Origin of the sequence: Catenibacterium sp. GCM10023432, assembly GCF_042651925.1 — a bacterium.
GTDB classification, from domain to species: Bacteria; Bacillota_I; Bacilli_A; order Erysipelotrichales; family Coprobacillaceae; genus Catenibacterium; species Catenibacterium mitsuoka.
In genome coordinates this window covers 1-17,481 of the sequence record NZ_JBHSEB010000088.1, presented here as the reverse complement: position 1 = coordinate 17,481, position 17,481 = coordinate 1, and the positions used below count along the sequence as shown (strand labels likewise).

Here is a 17,481-nt window from a genome sequence, read left to right as displayed (position 1 = left end):
CACCTGTTTATTAATTTAATTTGCGGTTTTATTACTTTTTATTATGGGTAGAGTTTGCGGTTTAACACTAAGATATTCCATTTATCGATAGCATCCCTCTGAAAATCTTCAAATTTTACATCTCCCATCCTTTTAGGTCGTGATGGCAAACGCCCGGTTAATTTAATAGTCTTAGCATATCCCAAATGACGTTCTAATTCTTCCTTTTTCTCTTCCAGCTCCGCTATCTTCTTAGATATAGAAGAATCAAAATCGAACTCTTTATCAGAGAACATTTCTACAATCTCCTTAATTGAGTATCCCATACCTTGCAAGACTCTAATCATCCAAATACAATCCAAATCATCATCGCCATAATCTCTATATTGAGAATTTCTATTTTTTGGCATAAGTCCTGCTTTTTCAAATCCTCTAAGAGCCTTTCGTGTGACACCTAAATTATCTTCAACCCACTTAACTTTATAGCCCATTATTATCACCTCCTATTGGGATTATACAACCTTGCCCTCGGGGCAAAGCAATGCTTTTTGATAGTTTTTTAAATCTTTTATTTAAATTATGCTTTGGTTATTTTATTCTAAAAAAACTAATGAAACTCGTAATATTGAACACTATTTTCTTTCTCTTCTGTAAAGGATATGCCTTTATCTTATTACTTACTGTTTCAAAATAGTTAGAAAATTGCTTTATGCATATTTTTAATCTGATATGAACTCTTCCATATCTTCAAAATAATCTTTATCCGCTTTATATTTATCCTCTCCTAGTAAAAGTATATCCGGTTGTTCTTTTTCTATAGCATCTATGAGCGAATTTCCATACTTACAGAAAAGAAATCAGTAACAAGTGCTATTTTATAGGAAGAGAAAGATATTAGACTACTCATCGTATAAGAACTGTATGTAGGTTTGTATTAAAACAAGAGAGAGTATGAATGTGGTACACACCTTGAGTAGTTTCATTTTTTCCATAAATGAAGTAGAACAATAATCAACTAAGAGAGGCTAAGACAAATAATGACTTGTATGAAAAAATACTCATTATCTGTTATAATTAAATCAATACTTATCAAACAGGTGGTGCATTTTATGGAAAACAAAGAAGAAAACAAAAAGAAGAAATCAGAAAAATACACGTCTGATAAACTGATTTATATTTTTGTTATTGCAGGACTTCTAATAGATATATACGTTAACCTTACAGGAAATACATTTATAACAGTTACTGAATCATATGTTTCCTCTATCTATAACGCTATTGTTACTGTTGCTGTTTTATGTATCTCTTTAATAGCTTTAATATCTGACAAATTAGAGAAGACTTATTATGGATATAAGTTAAAAGAGATTATTCTATTCGATGAATCCCCTCTTAATTTAAAGAATTATTTATGTTTATCATTCAAATCTATGGCACTTGCTACTATTCTATTCTTTTTTGGATATAAAATGTCTTTGGCCAACACTATAACTGCACTGATGTTAGCAGAAATCTACTTAGAATCTCTAATGGCAAAAATTATATTCAAAATAATCACAAATGAAACATACTGTTATAAAATCGTAGAAACTTACATAAAACAAAATATAGCTCAAAATGGAGAAGAAGCACAAGAAAAGTATGAAAGAGAAATAACTCGATTATTTAATTCATTGAAGTATTTTACTGAAGCTCAAAATCAAGAAAAAGTAGATGAAGTCAGTGAATTAATAGTCATACTCAATGAAAAAAATAAAACCTTAACTGAGAATGATAAAGTATATCAGGTACTTCTTAATCGATTAAGAGAAATTGCTATTCCACTAGCGAATAACTTTGGTTATAACCAGATGGTAAAAGATATTATTTTATTCTCAAGCCATACCCGTTTAGAAAAAGCAGGAAAAGAAGACCTATATATAATTCCTATAGAAAATATGATGTTTTGGGATGATAAAACCCTTTTAAACAATAACTACTTTAATCAAATCATTAAGATTTGTTACATCGATGAATATAGCGATAATAAAATAACCGACATTGAAATTGAATACATATTGTATAAATACTTTGTAAGTATAATTAATAATCAATTAAGTACAGAAAAAGTCAAAAATCAATTGATTGATAATTATTTCTATGAGTTAAGTCAGTTTTATTGGAAAACATCTAACGATTCCATTGTATCTGCAGAAAGTAAAACATTGTTGGATATATTTAGGAAATATGTTTTGGAAAACGAAAATTACAAAGAAAGAGAATACATCTATAAATTGATTTTAAAAAATGTTTATCTAAACAATCGATATTATAACGGTGACATATTTCCTCTAACCGTATCCTATATGTTAGAAAGTTTTACTCCTATATATATTGCGAGAAAGAACTGTTAAATGAAGATTATAGAAATAGTTTGAAAGACTTATTTCTATTAACCATTTCTGATAAAACAAATAAGAGATTTAAGTTTTCAGATTTATCCGCGGATCATATTAAAGCTATTGTACCTGCTGTAGCCAAGAGAATAGAAAAAAAGGATAAAATTGAACAATCATTTGATTTTTTTATTTCTGATTATTTATGTATTAAGAATACAGTATGGACAGATAGTTTTAATAAAGAATTCTTATTAATGCTGTATTTGATCTATTATACAAGATTGCTACCAGTATCATTTCTTGCACTATTTAATGAATGGGACAAAGTGAGAGATGAAGTTGTAAACGTAATTTGGGATAAATTCGATTTATCAACTAAGAAAATAAAAGAAGAGTTCCATAATCAATGCAATCAGTTTGCTCAGTTACTTAATTGTAATTATTCGATTAATGATGATGCTGAAAAGGAATTGTTTGAATCAATAAATGAAGAAAAGAAAAAAATCAATCAAATTCAAGAAGTACCACAAGAATGCAATGTTGATGAGATTACTAATAAATTACGTAATCTCATGGAACAAGAAAAAGTGTTTGGTTGGGAAATAGAACTGACTGAAGGCACAATAACGAACAACTTCAAGTTTTCAAACATTGAAGAGAATAAATGGATAACTAATAATTTTGCGGCTAAGAAATTTAAAGCTGCTATTATAAATACAGTTCATTATGCTATTAACTCATATGCTACAAAAATAACTGTAGAAACAAAGGAGAATCTAAACTTAACAGAATTATTAGATCTTAGAAATAACTACAATGCACGAAATTTTAATTTTAATGAGTATTTAACTTATTCTCAATGCAAAGATTTTTCATCTCCTATTAAAGATATAGAAGATAATACGAACTATATTGATACTTCTGAAATAAGAATTCCAATCTTATTTAATAAAGATGACTTTAAGTTTAATGCACAAATCATCAGCAAAGAAGATATTGATTTGACAAATGATGAATGTATTGAATATCTAAGAGAATTTAGAGCGTATAATGGCTTTTATGATGTGAAGGGTGCACTTTATCCAAAAGATGAGGCAATAGAAATAATTAAGAAACAATACAAAAAAGAAGTATTTCAATTCAAGCTAATGGTATCATTCGATAAAGAAGATATTCTCTATATTAATTTTAAATATTAACTGATTACCTTTATAACTATCCTGACTATACAATTTATTGCAGTCAGGATTTCTTATTTGATTAAGTGTATCAGAACAAACAATTCAAATATTACTTAACCGCTAAATTGCTCCATCCAAGCCTTATAGGATGATAAAGGCATTAACATCCTCATCGTATAAGAAATAGCCCTAAGAAGAAAAAAGAGCGGTTTAGTCCGCTCTAGTGTATAGTTTATTTGTCTTGAGAATGTCTTTCACCGATTTGGAATTCTTCATTATGATCAAACATGTATTTTACAGAGATAGGTGTGTCTCCTGTTAGTTCAGTGAAGTCTTTAGTATGAATATCCATTTTACCTTCTCTAATAGCTTGTGCAAATGTAACCATGCCATCTGAAGAGAATGGTGCTTCTGAATCCTTTAGGAATACGCCATCAGTTGTTCTAGGGACACCCATTGCATCCCAAATCTGATAGTTTTCTTCATCAGTGACATTTACAAATGGTACATGGTTTCCTGTACTTACATCACCAATAGCACAGAATGTTGAAATAGTCATTAGTTCTAAGCCGTTAATATTCCATACCTTATGGTGGAATTCATTTGATCTATGTAATGCATAAGCTAATGCTTTAGCACAATCTTTACGAGAAATATAAGCCATTAGACCATCACCTTGTGAATTAGTAAGTGGTGCATTCATATGAGCATAAGTAAAGTAGTTAGTAACCATTGCTTCAGCATATTGAGAGTTTCTCATGAACTGATAGTCCAGACCTGCTTCCTGGATATATTTTTCAGTATAGATATGGTCTTTCTTTTCTACTGATGGGTTTGTTTCATCATCAGCATTGACTAAAGAAGTATAGATGATCTGTTTAACACCTGCTGCTTTAGCTGCATCTACAGCATTCTTATGCGCATTCTGTCTTTTAACACCAACAAATGGCATAGAAATTAATGCAAGAGCATCAGCCCCTTTAAATGCTTCAACTAATCCATCAGGATTATTAAAGTTAGTTACGTGTGTTTCTACACCCTTTTCAGCATATTTCTTGAGTGATTCTTCATTATAACCACAAAAGATTAAGTTTTCCACTGGTTCTAATGTAAGTAATACGTCGGCAGCTAATTGACCTAAGTTTCCATCAACACCAGTTAATAATAGTTTACCCATTAAGTTATCCTCCTATTTTCTATATGTAATATGATAATACTTTTAGAATCTGTTTATAAGTGAGTTTCAGATTTAGAAAATGATTTTTAGCTATTCTAAGCCTTATAGGATGACACAGGTACTAACATCCTCATCGTATAAAAACCTAGCCTTAAGAAGAAAAAAGAGCGGTTTAATCCGCTCTTATGCTTCAAGTGTGTCCTTGTATTCTAAATATTCATCGAATGTAGAAAGACGGTCAATTGTGCCTTCTGCAGTAAATTCGATAATTCTATTAGCGATTGTCTGAACAAACTGGTGGTCATGACAAGTAAATAGAATATTTTCTGGGAATCTCATTAAGCCCTGGTTTAGTGCCTGGATAGATTCAAGATCAAGGTGGTTTGTAGGTTCATCAAAGATTAAGACGTTTGCATCGTGCATCATCATTTTCGCAAGCATACATCTTACCTTTTCTCCTCCTGATAAAACATTCGCTTTCTTTAATGCTTCATCACCAGAGAATAACATTCTACCTAACCATCCTCTTAATTCCTGTTCATACATACTACCATCAGTAAACTGTCTTAACCAGTCTAATAAAGATAATTCACAATCATTAAAGAATGCTGAATTATCTTTAGGGAAATATGACTGAGTAGTCGTAATACCCCATTTATAAGAACCTTCAAAGTCTTTGTCTTCTCCCATGATGATCTTAAAGAATGCTTCAGTTGCTTTATCGTCTCCAACAAAAGCCACCTTTTCATTTGGAAGAATAGAGAAAGACACATTATTAATAAGTGTTTCTCCATCTACTACCTTAGTTAAGTTTTCTACATTTAATACAATGTTTCCTACTTCTCTACCTGGTTTGAAACCGATGAATGGATATCTTCTTAGTGATGGTTTCATATCAGTCATTTCTAGGTTATCTAATAACTTCTTACGAGAAGTGGCCTGTTTTGCTTTAGAAGCGTTGGCACTAAAACGAGCGATGAACTCTTCTAATTCTTTCTTCTTAGCTTCTGCTTTCTTGTTCTGGTCTTTCATCTGCTGGATCTGCATCTGAGAATATTCATACCAGAAATCATAGTTACCTACATATAGCTGAATACGGCTGTAATCAATATCAGCAATATGTGTACATACTTTGTTTAAGAAATAACGGTCATGTGATACAACAATGACAGTGTTTTTAAAGTTTAATAGGAAGTTTTCTAACCATCTGATACTCTTTAAGTCGAGATGGTTGGTAGGTTCGTCTAATAACAGAATATCAGGATTTCCAAATAAAGCCTGGGCTAATAATACTTTAACCTTCTGATTACCATCTAAGTCTCTCATATACATATCATGGTATTCAGTTGTAATACCTAAACCATTTAGCATGATTTCAGCATCACTTTCAGCATTCCAACCATCCATGTCTGCGAACTCACCTTCAAGTTCTCCTAGTTTAATACCATCTTCATCATTGAAATCTGGTTTAGCATATAACTTTTCTTTTTCCTGCATGATTTCAAACAGTCTCTTATTACCCATGATGACTGTTTCTACTACTTTGTTGTCATCATAAGCAAAGTGGTCTTGTTTTAAAACAGATAATCTCTTATTAGGTTCAATAATAACTTCACCTTTATTAGGTTCTATTTCACCTGATAATATTTTTAAGAATGTTGATTTACCAGCACCATTTGCACCAATAATCCCATAACAATTTCCATCAGTAAATTTTACTGATACATCTTCAAATAAAGCGCGATCTCCGTATCTGAGTGATACATTATGTGTTGATATCATAGTCTACATTTCCTTTCGTACAGTGATGTATTATGCCATATTTAGTTGATTATGTCTAGTAAAATTGAGATATAGGTGAAGGATAGAAATAGTGGTACTATTATATAGAGAATGAGAGACTAAAATAACTATATATAGTGATTTTAGTACTAAGATTACTATCTGTAGTAAATAGAGAGTCTAAGATTACTATATGCATTAGATAGAGGAGCTGATATAGGATAGATGGATATATAAAAAGAGCAGGAACTTATCCTGCTCATAGTATAAGAATTACAGGTTTTATCCTGGTCGCCAGGCTCATATATCTATTAGATATATACTCGGACGAGATTGTTTTTAAGACTATCTCCTGCCTACAGTTTGTCTCCTAACTGCAAGACTCATATATTTTATCAATGTATACTCGGACGAGGTTGTTTTGAATTCTACCTCTTGAATTCGACTTTTTACGGTGCCTGTACACCGAGAATATTACTGTTCCTTTACTTTATCTATAAGATATCACAGATTGGTGAGTTGTCAATGAAAGTAATCAAAATTCAATAGCTGATTTATTTGTGAATCAGTCAGAATAGAGTTTAATACTATTTCTTTCTTATCTTTAAGAAAGTTGTTTGCTAGAGTCTCATAGAATGTATTAAGTGAAACATACTTATAACTATCTAATTCTATCTTTCCTGATTCATTAATATCAAATTGAACAAATCTATATTTATCTATTACTGTTTTCAAAGCTAGATCTATAAGTACGTGTTTAGGTTTATTTGGATAAGCTTTAAATGATAACTGTTTTAGATATTTGCTTACTAATATTTCATAATCAAGGGCTGTGATTAATGCGCTGTATTTTGAATCGTTAAGTGTATTTACACATAGTTTTTCCATTTATATTCCCTCCATTTCAAAATGGAATAGACAAATATATAATATCCATTAATTAAGTTCAAGCCCTTTTCTAAAAATACTCTTAACAGTTTATTGCTTCCAATATTTTCTTGAGTTATATACGTTATTTACCGCTTCAATATAACAAATGAATGAAGGATGATTATGATCATTTTGTGTTAAGTATCTATTCTTGATACTCTTATATTGTTCTCTGACTAATTCCCACTTACCATTACTTTTAATATAATCGACTTTAAATTTAATATTTCTAGAATTTGGAGCCTTATTCCAATAGTATTCATTAACAGGCCTTCTAGTAACAAGACCAGGATAAATGCTAGCAGCATATGCAATACTGTTAACATTATTATAACCAGTCTTTTTATGAATTAAACGATAAAGATTTCCATCTTCATCTTCATAAACGATACAAACATCTATTGAAAATAATGTTTTACTTCCTGAAAGATAATGTTTTTTAGTGGTTAATGAGGATTTGGAATCTTCACAATCTCTCCATCCATGCTTTCTAAGAACAATATTAAAAGCTTTTCTAACGCATTCTTTGATATATTTACAATCCCAGTCATCACTTCTGACTATTTTAAGATTATAATCCAAATCTATGGGTTCATTTGCATTTTGAAGTATTAGATTTCTTGCCCCACTACCAACAAGAGTAAATGTTGCCCCTATATCATACTCTTCCTTTAGGGTATGACATAGATCTTGCATAATTTCTCCACAACCGGAACGCATTCTGCTTATTAATTGTTTGTTTGTTACATAATTATACATAATAATCTCCTTTTCATCCCATGCCACCCATTTAGCTTTTGCTAAATCGTTATATTATAGCGTGATATCGGTTCAATCTCAATATACTATCTAAAATTGGTGAAAAAAAACTGATCGAAATGAGGTTAATTCTAATGGAAACAACCAATAATTTAAAGCGCGTTTTCTATTGACCTCCCTTTAAAATCAAAGGTTCACAATTTTATTGTTGTTATGCTTCATCCATTATTACTGTTTTATTTTAGAGTATTCTTCACGTAACGATTTTTCGTATAAATTAGTCAGATAAAAACTAATGATTATCCTATCTAGAATTACGTTAGCAATAGATCTTTCCTCTAATGATTATACCAATATTTGACAGCAACCAAGAGGTTAAAATATTTAATGCAAGTATATTGGAATTTTTCCTGCGTAATGTATAGACTTATTTCACCATATTGAATGGACTTTCACCCCCCCTTTAATATCCATTAGTTTTTGCCGTTACCTTTTGATTCTAGCTGTTTATAAAAGTCAACTCCTTTTTTTATTACACCAAAAATTTCACCTTTATTACCCCTAGCCTCAACGAAATGAGCAATTAGTAATTCATTTAATGCATTTTCCCATCTAGTCACTTCTTCTATTTTCTGTGAAGTAATAAATGATCTATCATTAACTTGAATATGTACACCAGATAAGTCCAGCGTTTTTAATATAATATCATTATTAGCACAAGCAGTTGATAATAGTTCAATTGCTTCATCACTAATGTTATGATTAATACACTCATTATTATTTATTTTAGAAATAAATTCATCACGCTTCTTCTCCCATCGAATATCAGAAATAGAAGTTAAGCTAAACTCTTGCACTATAGAATCTTTTAGTTGACCTAACTTTTCCTTAACATCAAGTGAATCTCCATCAAGCTTTATAGCGATTTTTGTAGGATCGATAGCACCTTTCACTTCCTTAAAATCAAAACCAGGAAGTAAAATTGTTGTATATCTTTTCTGTAAAACCCATGTTGCACCCATTTCATTTAAACAAGCAGGACTTTTGTAATAATTATCCGAAAGAACAAAGATAATATGAAGATCATACTCTTGAAATTGTTGTTTCAAGTAGTCATAAATATCTTCATCTAATGGAATACCATAACCTGGTATTGAAGAACAAAAAAGTTGATTTCCTCTTATTCCTAAATCTTCTAATAATTCTACAATATCTGAAACATAATCTTTATCGAGACTAGAATGACTTATAAATATTTTTGGACTTTTAATTACTTCTTTGGTTTTATCATTATCATTAACCGTGGATTTGCTTTCTGTCGGATAATACTTATTAATGTTATTCTTAATAGCTAATAGACTTCCAGTTAACTCATTAAACGACTGTTCATCCTTTGAACCCTTAAACCCTGTATTTAAAATCGATAAAGTATTTCCTATATAATTATCTTTTGTTCGATCATAAACCTCATTAAGTTCAAATAATAATGCTTGTTTCCATTTAGAAAACTGCGGTCTATCTTGAATCTTTTTGATTTTTGTACAATAAACACTATCGACAACATGGAAATGACCTTTGACCTCATCTATTTGGTCAATTAAACATAATAAATCAAATTTCATAATCTATATACCTCCCCCAAAAAAGATAGTATCTAATAACATAGTAAAAATACACTACCTTACATTTATTAATATATAACAAGATAAATAATTTCTAAATGCAATAACATTTAACAATAAAGCAATGAAGAACAACTATGTTCTGATTTTTTATACGAACTACAAGATAGAGAAAGTTGATATCTTCAGAGAAAATAGCCTATAGTCTATAAAACGCAGTGACTATGATTCCTTCACATCTGATGATATTATCTGCACTATGGTGTTTATAGATTACATCTATAACAACAGCTAAGGCATAGGCAAATATAAATGCAATACCCCCCTAAGAATACATTTACTGTAAAAGCTGCAGTCAAAGAAAACATCGAAGTATATTATCCCCGCTCATAGCTGCATATACTAAAAGAGATGCCGACTCAACAAACATAGTGTTAACATTATTGTTATTCTTAATCTCTATGTAATGTTGGCGATTCTACTCTTTATCCTTACAGTTCAAAGTTCTTTTTTCTTTAATACTAGATACTTTCTTTAAAAAATCGTCCCTTTTTCTTTCCCATTTTGATTCAGATAGTAATTCTAATTTAAAATCACCTTCGATTTTATTTTTCAATTCAGTTAATCTATATTTTAAAGACTTATCATCTGAATCGTCCAGCTTAATTCCTATCTTTCCCTTATCAATGCATCCATCTAGCTGATTAAAGTTGAATCCTGGTAATAACAAACCTGTCCATTCATGTTTCATTGCCCATGTTGCTCCCATTTCATTCAATGAAGAAGCACTATTATAATAATTCTTTGACAAGATATAAATCACATAATGATTACTATTCTGAAACTCATTGACCAACCATTCATAAATGTTATTGTTAAGTGGAATGCAATAAGGAGGAACTGAGGAGCATATTATATTTTCTTCTTTTAATCCTAAATCTTCGAAAAAACTTACAATTGCTTCAACATACTCCCTATCTTTACTACTATGAGATATAAATATTTTATGCGGTTTATTCATTCTATCTTCCTCCTGTACTGAGTTTGATATTCTTTTTCCTAATACCTTTAGTTTAGCTTCCAATTCAGCAAATGCTCTTGAATCATCTAAAAGATTATTTTGCATTTTAAAAAAAGATTGTATATATCTTTAACTGTTTTGCTTTCAGGAAGCGTTTGAAGTTCTTCTTCAATTTCAGCTTTCCATAGTAAATATTGTTCATCATTATGTATTCTTTCACATGGGGTCTGCTTCGGTGACTCTCCAGCCCTTTTCATTATAGATATATATTCAGTTTTGAATCTTTTTTTTATTTCCGGTGTCTGTTCAATTAATTTCAACAAATTTTCATTCATCATATGTCTCTCCTAAAATAAATAAATTATTTTTCACAAATCTTTTATAATCACTAAATTTAGCATTTCTAAACAGTTATAAATTACTCACTACGAGAAGTGTCTAATCATTATAAAAATGGTTTCCTAGTAAATTACTACATGAAAGTATAATATCAAATAAAGATCCTTCTAGGAATCTTAAAAGCCATTTCCTTTCTCTTGAATGTGTACTTAGCCTGCTTCTTAAGAAGTAGGAAATCTAGATAACCTTGTATGTATCCGGTTCCAATATCTCTTGTTGTCTGTATAATCAAACTAAATTCTGTTATCATCCCACTGACAGCTCCTAATGATTTACCATCATCAGTAAGATATCTCTTCTCCAAAGTAGATGTCTTTATCTTATTGTTTACTGCTTCAAGATAGTTGGCAAGCTGCTGTATGCTTACCTTTGAATCTGATATGAACTCTTCCACATCTTCAAAGTATTCTTTATTCACTTTATATGTATCGAATGATTCACCCCCTAGACCTGATACCTGTATCTCATATGATCATTTTCATCTGTAGTACAGACAATGTCACCCTTATGATGAGATATCACTCTATATGCAGCCTGTTTACCTCTATTCTTTGAGTATCTAGGCATATTTTGAGGGCACGTTCCCTTTAGGTGATGCTTCTATATTGTGTATCTTTTCAAGTTCACCAAATAATTTTTGATGACTCATGATTTCAGATTCTGCATGATATAGTTTATAACGCATATAGAGGCAGGTTGTCTTGCTTGTTCCTAAGATGTGAGCTTCATTATCTATAGTCATTTTATATAGTTCTAGTCCAATGAAGTAAATCCACTGATTTAACATGAAGTGAGACCAGCAGAACAAGGTATTAGTTCTATCACTAAAAGATTTTTGACAGTCAAAACAGATATAATTCTGGTGGACGTTCTTGCACTTTCCGTTATTTTTGTAATGAACTGAACCACAAATAGGGCATGCCTTATGAGACGAATCAATGTCTTTATCCTCATGTTCATATAATGATTCAATAAGCTTATTTACATAATCCATATCATTAAATTTTAAATAGTTTTTTACCTGGTTTTCAGTCATCATAATACTCACTTGACCTTTTAAAGCCATTTTACAACTATTTAAAAAATCATGACTTGAGTTAGATAGCTATAAAGCATAAAATCAGACGTTAAGCTAATGTTACTAATCTAGTAGAAACTATTTTCTTAAATTGAGCGAAAAAATTCACATCAAAGATCTAATCCAATGAATTTATGAATAACTACATATATAATATCTTCAACCATGTCCTTCATCATTATTTCAAAGAGAAGAACTATTAAAGACCATAAAGTAAAAGAATTCATATTTATGGAAGTAAACCATTTTACATTATCAAGCATTTGATATAGTTCCGAATGCAATAAAAGAAGAGTAAGTACTATCATCAGCAAAGCATAATATACGTATAAAAATAATCTCCTGATAGATCTTATAATCTCTCGATATTTTGTCAGATGATAGTAATCAAATAAATCTTTTTTATAGCATTCCGAATCAGGTTTTTCTGAAACAATACTCTCAATTGTATCTTTCAAATCATGCTCATTAGAATTTTTGATTTGTTCTAAGGTATCATAAAAAATACCAACGTAATTAAATTGATATTCTTCATACCCGTTTAAACGTGAAGTAATACTATCATTAATATCTTCTGATATATCAATACCTATCTTTATCAAGGATAGTACAAAAATTGGTATTGATATTACAAAAGCTATCTTTGAAAGATTATCTTGATAATATCCACTTTCAAAAAGAATAAATAGAAAAACAGCTCCAAACATTACACTCGTAAAAACATTTTGCTTTATAAGTACACGTTCTTTCATTACATAACACCCCTCTCAAAGTTCATAAGATAGATACAGTGACTGCCAAACAATCTTCAGCAATCACTGTTAGTTCTCAAAAGTTTTATTCTACAGAATGACCACCACCATGCCACTCGCCAATATATAACCATATTTCATAGAAACAGAGCCATTCCAATGTCCATGGAATTATAGTATCTGTCAGCTTCATTGAATAATTAAACTCTGCAGGATAGTTTAAACAAAGTAAAACTCCATGCTTAGTTTTCTTATAATGATGAGGAAAATCAACCCTCTCAATCCCCTTTATATTAGAACCCTTCAGAAATACTTTAGGATTGTCCCTTCTTTCACAAATTAACTGGACTTTATATTCACGCGAAAGCGATGAAGGTTTTAAATTTCCTTCCCAAACAAGCTTGCCCTTCTTAACAGATACCTTAGATTCTGGATATTTATGCCTCAACAAACACGCTTGTAATGGTAGAGACAACCCATTAAAAAAAAACTTTTATTTACCATAAAAGTTATGCTTCTTAACTAATGTTGAATCTGATGATTTTTTAGTAGTTAACCCCCCTGTAAGCCCAGATGCATATAACTTTCCATTAACTCTAGCCTTATACATATCATTTGCATACTTTTTAACAGCCCTTTTAACAGGAGCTACACCTAAGATTTTTTCAAGTTCTGATGCAACTGAATCTATTCCCGCTGTATTCATTGACAAAGTTATGAAATCACGTTTAGCTTTTTTAAGCCATTTGTAAAATGCATACTTTCTTTCAGGGTATATTTGCCACTTATCTGCAAAGTTTTCTTCTTCACTCACGGGATTAGCAATCCAGTAAATACCATCTCTTATCTCTATGTATTCTTCCATGTGGTTTAAGATATTGCATATTGCTAAATATAGATTTTCTTCACCGTTATATGCTTTTGCTGCTAATGTAGTAATAATCACTGAAATAGGAGAATTATCACTATCATGTTCAAAACAAATATCACGATGACGTTTCAGTAGTTGTATCGCCATTTGTAATGGCGTACATACTCTAAATGTCGGAACATCTTCTACTCTGATGTTTTTCTTTTTAGCATAAGCGTCTTTTGCTGTTTTCAATATTTCTTTCATGCGTGATTCAAACCACTTCTTATATCCATACGGATTACTAAATCTATCTTCATACACATTCGATGATATTTTATGTGTTAATCGTATCTCTGTTGAAAAAGGTTCGATATATTTCGTTTTAGGAACACAAGGAAGTATATCCATATGAAATTCATCATATTGCATCTTCCAACATCTTTTACCCTCACCTTCCTCGTTTATTTTGGTCAGGTATCTTTTATTTTCCTTTAGTCTATTCCCTACTTTATGTTTTATAGTCTTAGGTTCATAGTTCTGACTATTTTTTAACAAACAAACTAAATCAATGTCATAATCATCTATATCTGATACAGGCTTGATAGTTGTACCTAAATTGATTGATCCTTGAGGAGTGATAGTAGCATCAGGGATACCATCAATCAACCATTGTCCAACCGCTTTATAACTACTCTCCGCTTTATCTAGCATACTAGGTGTAATACGTATTTCATCTACTACTCTTTTAAGCAGTATATTTAATTGATTTGATTTTTCATCCATATATTAGTCTCCAATCGTAATTGTTTCAAAAAAACCTTCGCACTCATCGTACACTCTGATTTTAGGATATGTATGTGGCATACATCTTCTTCCCATCTCATATGCCGCAGAAACAGGAACTGCAGGAAATAACGATACATCTTCAACATGATCATTATTCTTTATATTATCTAGCAATTTCTGATATTGCTTCCAAAAGCATCCTAAATCTTCTTTGCTCTTAATTGCATTTACTCCATAATTTTCTGCCTTTAAGTGATAAATAGTATCAAAGTCATCAATTGCCATAACTCTGCTCAAATCTATTTCAGAAGTAACAGAAACAATAACAGCAACTTTAGTTCCATTGCCTCTTTTTATCTTTTTATATGAAAAAGAATTTGTTTGACTGTCAGATAACCATTCCCATGTATCTGGTTCTCTATACTTTTGAAATACAAGTATCTTGCGTTTATCACCAAGTTTATACCCTAATTTCATTATCAAAGGTATTGGTGCAATAGAGAAAATAGCTATTGTCAATTTAGGATTCTCTTGTAGTAATCCATTTATAAGATTGTCAATTTCCCTGTTTAAATGATTTTCCGCCTCTCGCCAATATTGTCTATCTTTGTAATTAGAATTAGAAGAGAATCTTATATGAGTTTCATAATGATCAAACGGATTATGTGCAGTGGTTCTTAAAGCATGAACTGCCTGTTTAGAATCTATTTTCACTATTTGCTCTTTTTTTATCGAACTCTCTAGCGTAACAATTAAAGCTTCTGAATACTGCATCGCATCTAAAAGTTCTTTAACTTTTCTTTCTTGGCTCAACTTCATTTTCGTTAATCTTTCAACCGTATATTCTTCTGGATTATCATCAACAAGCTTATGATGCGTTTTACATAGTAACATCAGATTATTAATATCATCAGATAATTCATGTGAGTTACATGCACCACGTGGTCCATTAGAAGACGAAGCAACTATATGAGCAATATTTGCATCATTAAGTTCTTCCGAAGTAATGTCATCTCTTAATAAATACTTATTGCATCCTTCAAATTGACATCTTCCTCCTGATTTAGCAAACAAAATCATTTTTGTTGTAGGGCTAGGACCCTTACCTCTATTACTTTTCTTTTCTGACATAAAGTCTCCTTTCGTTTATTTTAGCACTCTATTTGTGCAATTGCTATATACAGTATAGCATATTAAATTAAAAAGAAAAGTATCAAATACATCTTTTTTTCTTATTTTTTAAGAGTAATTAGACCTTATAATCTTTACATTGTATTATTAATGTGATACCATACCAAATGGAGGAGACTATTTATGTTCGAATATATAAAATTAAAAAATTTCAAATCACTCCAAGATGTAGAATTAAACTTACTAGACAAACACAACAATCCCAAAAAGTTAATTCTTATCTATGGAGAGAATGGAATAGGTAAATCTAATTTAGCATCTTCTTTCTTTATGTTATCAGAGACATTAAGAACAATGGATGTGCGTGATATAATGGAGGCATTCTTATCCGAAAAAATTGATGATATAAAAAACAAAGAAAAAATACAACAATTTCTAAAATTTAGATATAAAGATTTAGAAACAATCATTAAAGAAAATAAAACTGTATCTTCTAGTGAACCTATGCACGTTGAATTCGGCTTCAATATCAAAGGTAAAAGAGGGGTATATCTTTTAGAAACTGATAATTCTCAGATTATTCATGAAAGATTAGAATTTACTATCACTAAAAGAAAAGGTATATATTTTGATATCATCCCTTCTAATATCTCTATTAATGAAAAAATCTTTTTAGACAAATCATCATATCAATCAATTAAAGAATCTACAGATAAATTTTGGGGTAAACACTCTTTTCTTTCAATATTGTTACATGAAATTCACGATAAGTCTGATCAGTTCTTAAAAGATCAAATTTCTGATAATTTTTTTGAATTCATAAAATTTATAACTAGAATTTCATGTAAAATCAAATTTGGAAGCAGACAAGAAAGAGCTGTACTGAATTTACCTCATGAATTGCTCGGTGATTATGAAAGTGGTCATATAGATATTTCAAAAGAAAACAAACTAGATAAAACCGAAGAAATGTTAACTACTTTCTTAAAACTTACTAACAGAGATATCGAAAAAGCTTATTATAAAAGAGAAAGAGACGAAGATGAAATCAAATATACCTTGATGTTATCCAAAAAGATTTCAGGTAAAATTAGAGATATTGATTTTTCACTTGAATCTACTGGAACACAATCAATTATTCAGCAATTACCTTTTATGTTAGTTGCTGTCACACAATCTGTTTCAGTTCTTGATGAATTTGATACTGGTATCCATGATTTATTAGTAAAAAATTTAGTTACTTCCTTATACAAAAAACTTGAAGGACAATTAATTCTCACAACACACAATACACTATTAATGGAAGGAAACTCCATACCCAAAGATAGCATATACGTTATTAATGAATTAGATAACGGTAATAAAGAAGTTCAATGTATTCTTCATTATGACAATAAAATTGGGGATAACAACAACGTAAGAAGACAATATCTATTAGGAAAGTATTCAGGAATTCCCGCTAATACAGATATTGATTTTTTACAATTATACGATATGTTAAAATAATATTTATTTACGCTCTTTTTAAGTAAATTGTTGCTTTAGGTTATCTTATTCAGCGAATATACCATAACGATATTCGTAATATGCTTCCTTGAGTGAAATAGGCATAGGTGTAGCTCTTACCATTTCATTACTGAAAGGCTCAGTATC

16 protein-coding genes are annotated in these 17,481 nt (G+C 30.4%); 3 read left to right on the top strand and 13 right to left on the bottom strand.

The features are described from left to right. Positions 1–41: 41 nt before the first annotated feature. Positions 42–470 (bottom strand): MerR family transcriptional regulator, encoded by a 429-nt coding sequence (locus ACFOZZ_RS11365; RefSeq protein ID WP_376815274.1) that lies wholly within the window; start codon positions 468–470, stop codon positions 42–44. A 618-nt stretch (positions 471–1,088) separates the two neighbouring features. Between ACFOZZ_RS11365 and ACFOZZ_RS11360 the strand changes: the two genes are divergently transcribed. Both ACFOZZ_RS11360 and ACFOZZ_RS11355 read left to right on the top strand, forming a co-directional pair. Continuing rightward, the gene (locus ACFOZZ_RS11360) at positions 1,089–2,372 is read left to right on the top strand and encodes a hypothetical protein (RefSeq protein ID WP_376815273.1); all 1,284 of its coding nucleotides are present in this window, start codon (positions 1,089–1,091) and stop codon (positions 2,370–2,372) included. Between the two features lie 20 nt (positions 2,373–2,392). After that, the gene (locus ACFOZZ_RS11355; RefSeq protein WP_376815272.1) at positions 2,393–3,556 is read left to right on the top strand and encodes a hypothetical protein; all 1,164 of its coding nucleotides are present in this window, start codon (positions 2,393–2,395) and stop codon (positions 3,554–3,556) included. Positions 3,557–3,770: 214 nt separating this feature from the next. On the opposite strand, the gene ACFOZZ_RS11350 is transcribed toward ACFOZZ_RS11355, so the two are convergent. The 12 genes from ACFOZZ_RS11350 to ACFOZZ_RS11295 form a co-directional block, all read right to left on the bottom strand. Continuing rightward, on the bottom strand, positions 3,771–4,715 hold the full coding sequence (locus ACFOZZ_RS11350; RefSeq protein ID WP_329966917.1) for an NAD(P)H-binding protein: 945 nt from the start codon (positions 4,713–4,715) through the stop codon (positions 3,771–3,773). A gap of 183 nt (positions 4,716–4,898) precedes the next feature. Continuing rightward, positions 4,899–6,497 (bottom strand): ABC-F family ATP-binding cassette domain-containing protein, encoded by a 1,599-nt coding sequence (locus ACFOZZ_RS11345; RefSeq protein ID WP_270469596.1) that lies wholly within the window; start codon positions 6,495–6,497, stop codon positions 4,899–4,901. 522 nt (positions 6,498–7,019) lie between these two features. Then, positions 7,020–7,385, bottom strand: a complete 366-nt coding sequence (locus ACFOZZ_RS11340; protein ID WP_376815271.1) for a type II toxin-antitoxin system RnlB family antitoxin — start codon at positions 7,383–7,385, stop codon at positions 7,020–7,022. A 90-nt stretch (positions 7,386–7,475) separates the two neighbouring features. Beyond that, positions 7,476–8,186: a hypothetical protein gene (locus ACFOZZ_RS11335; protein ID WP_376815270.1), complete on the bottom strand. Its 711-nt coding sequence runs from the start codon at positions 8,184–8,186 to the stop codon at positions 7,476–7,478. 473 nt (positions 8,187–8,659) lie between these two features. Further along, entirely contained in the window at positions 8,660–9,808 is a 1,149-nt protein-coding gene (locus tag ACFOZZ_RS11330; RefSeq protein WP_055290047.1) for a toll/interleukin-1 receptor domain-containing protein, read from the bottom strand. A 478-nt stretch (positions 9,809–10,286) separates the two neighbouring features. After that, complete coding sequence (locus ACFOZZ_RS11325) at positions 10,287–10,829, bottom strand: toll/interleukin-1 receptor domain-containing protein (RefSeq protein ID WP_376815269.1); 543 nt, start codon at positions 10,827–10,829, stop codon at positions 10,287–10,289. Between the two features lie 86 nt (positions 10,830–10,915). Next, positions 10,916–11,167 carry a hypothetical protein gene (locus ACFOZZ_RS11320; RefSeq protein ID WP_376815268.1) on the bottom strand — a complete coding sequence of 84 codons (252 nt, stop codon included), beginning with the start codon at positions 11,165–11,167 and terminating at the stop codon, positions 10,916–10,918. Between the two features lie 152 nt (positions 11,168–11,319). Beyond that, a complete protein-coding gene (locus tag ACFOZZ_RS11315; RefSeq protein ID WP_376815267.1) occupies positions 11,320–11,646 on the bottom strand; it encodes a hypothetical protein in 327 nt (108 codons plus the stop codon). A gap of 141 nt (positions 11,647–11,787) precedes the next feature. Then, on the bottom strand, positions 11,788–12,267 hold the full coding sequence (locus tag ACFOZZ_RS11310; protein ID WP_376815266.1) for a transposase-like zinc-binding domain-containing protein: 480 nt from the start codon (positions 12,265–12,267) through the stop codon (positions 11,788–11,790). A 149-nt stretch (positions 12,268–12,416) separates the two neighbouring features. After that, positions 12,417–13,058, bottom strand: a complete 642-nt coding sequence (locus ACFOZZ_RS11305; protein ID WP_376815265.1) for a hypothetical protein — start codon at positions 13,056–13,058, stop codon at positions 12,417–12,419. Between the two features lie 493 nt (positions 13,059–13,551). Continuing rightward, positions 13,552–14,694 carry a nucleotidyltransferase gene (locus ACFOZZ_RS11300; protein ID WP_376815264.1) on the bottom strand — a complete coding sequence of 381 codons (1,143 nt, stop codon included), beginning with the start codon at positions 14,692–14,694 and terminating at the stop codon, positions 13,552–13,554. Between the two features lie 3 nt (positions 14,695–14,697). Further along, complete coding sequence (locus ACFOZZ_RS11295) at positions 14,698–15,828, bottom strand: SAVED domain-containing protein (protein ID WP_376815263.1); 1,131 nt, start codon at positions 15,826–15,828, stop codon at positions 14,698–14,700. 183 nt (positions 15,829–16,011) lie between these two features. Here ACFOZZ_RS11295 and ACFOZZ_RS11290 point away from each other — a divergent pair, with 183 nt between their 5' ends. Next, entirely contained in the window at positions 16,012–17,334 is a 1,323-nt protein-coding gene (locus tag ACFOZZ_RS11290) for an AAA family ATPase (RefSeq protein WP_376815262.1), read from the top strand. Positions 17,335–17,481: the final 147 nt, after the last annotated feature.

Bases quoted from the DNA above. Each gene is read 5' to 3' on its own strand.
- ACFOZZ_RS11365 (WP_376815274.1), bottom strand. From the start codon at position 470: ATGGGCTATAAAGTTAAGTGGGTTGAAGATAATTTAGGTGTCACACGA.
- ACFOZZ_RS11360 (WP_376815273.1), top strand. From the start codon at position 1,089: ATGGAAAACAAAGAAGAAAACAAAAAGAAGAAATCAGAAAAATACACG.
- ACFOZZ_RS11350 (WP_329966917.1), bottom strand. From the start codon at position 4,715: ATGGGTAAACTATTATTAACTGGTGTTGATGGAAACTTAGGTCAATTA.
- ACFOZZ_RS11345 (WP_270469596.1), bottom strand. From the start codon at position 6,497: ATGATATCAACACATAATGTATCACTCAGATACGGAGATCGCGCTTTA.
- ACFOZZ_RS11340 (WP_376815271.1), bottom strand. From the start codon at position 7,385: ATGGAAAAACTATGTGTAAATACACTTAACGATTCAAAATACAGCGCA.
- ACFOZZ_RS11335 (WP_376815270.1), bottom strand. From the start codon at position 8,186: ATGTATAATTATGTAACAAACAAACAATTAATAAGCAGAATGCGTTCC.
- ACFOZZ_RS11330 (WP_055290047.1), bottom strand. From the start codon at position 9,808: ATGAAATTTGATTTATTATGTTTAATTGACCAAATAGATGAGGTCAAA.
- ACFOZZ_RS11325 (WP_376815269.1), bottom strand. From the start codon at position 10,829: ATGAATAAACCGCATAAAATATTTATATCTCATAGTAGTAAAGATAGG.
- ACFOZZ_RS11320 (WP_376815268.1), bottom strand. From the start codon at position 11,167: ATGATGAATGAAAATTTGTTGAAATTAATTGAACAGACACCGGAAATA.
- ACFOZZ_RS11310 (WP_376815266.1), bottom strand. From the start codon at position 12,267: ATGATGACTGAAAACCAGGTAAAAAACTATTTAAAATTTAATGATATG.
- ACFOZZ_RS11305 (WP_376815265.1), bottom strand. From the start codon at position 13,058: ATGAAAGAACGTGTACTTATAAAGCAAAATGTTTTTACGAGTGTAATG.
- ACFOZZ_RS11300 (WP_376815264.1), bottom strand. From the start codon at position 14,694: ATGGATGAAAAATCAAATCAATTAAATATACTGCTTAAAAGAGTAGTA.
- ACFOZZ_RS11295 (WP_376815263.1), bottom strand. From the start codon at position 15,828: ATGTCAGAAAAGAAAAGTAATAGAGGTAAGGGTCCTAGCCCTACAACA.
- ACFOZZ_RS11290 (WP_376815262.1), top strand. From the start codon at position 16,012: ATGTTCGAATATATAAAATTAAAAAATTTCAAATCACTCCAAGATGTA.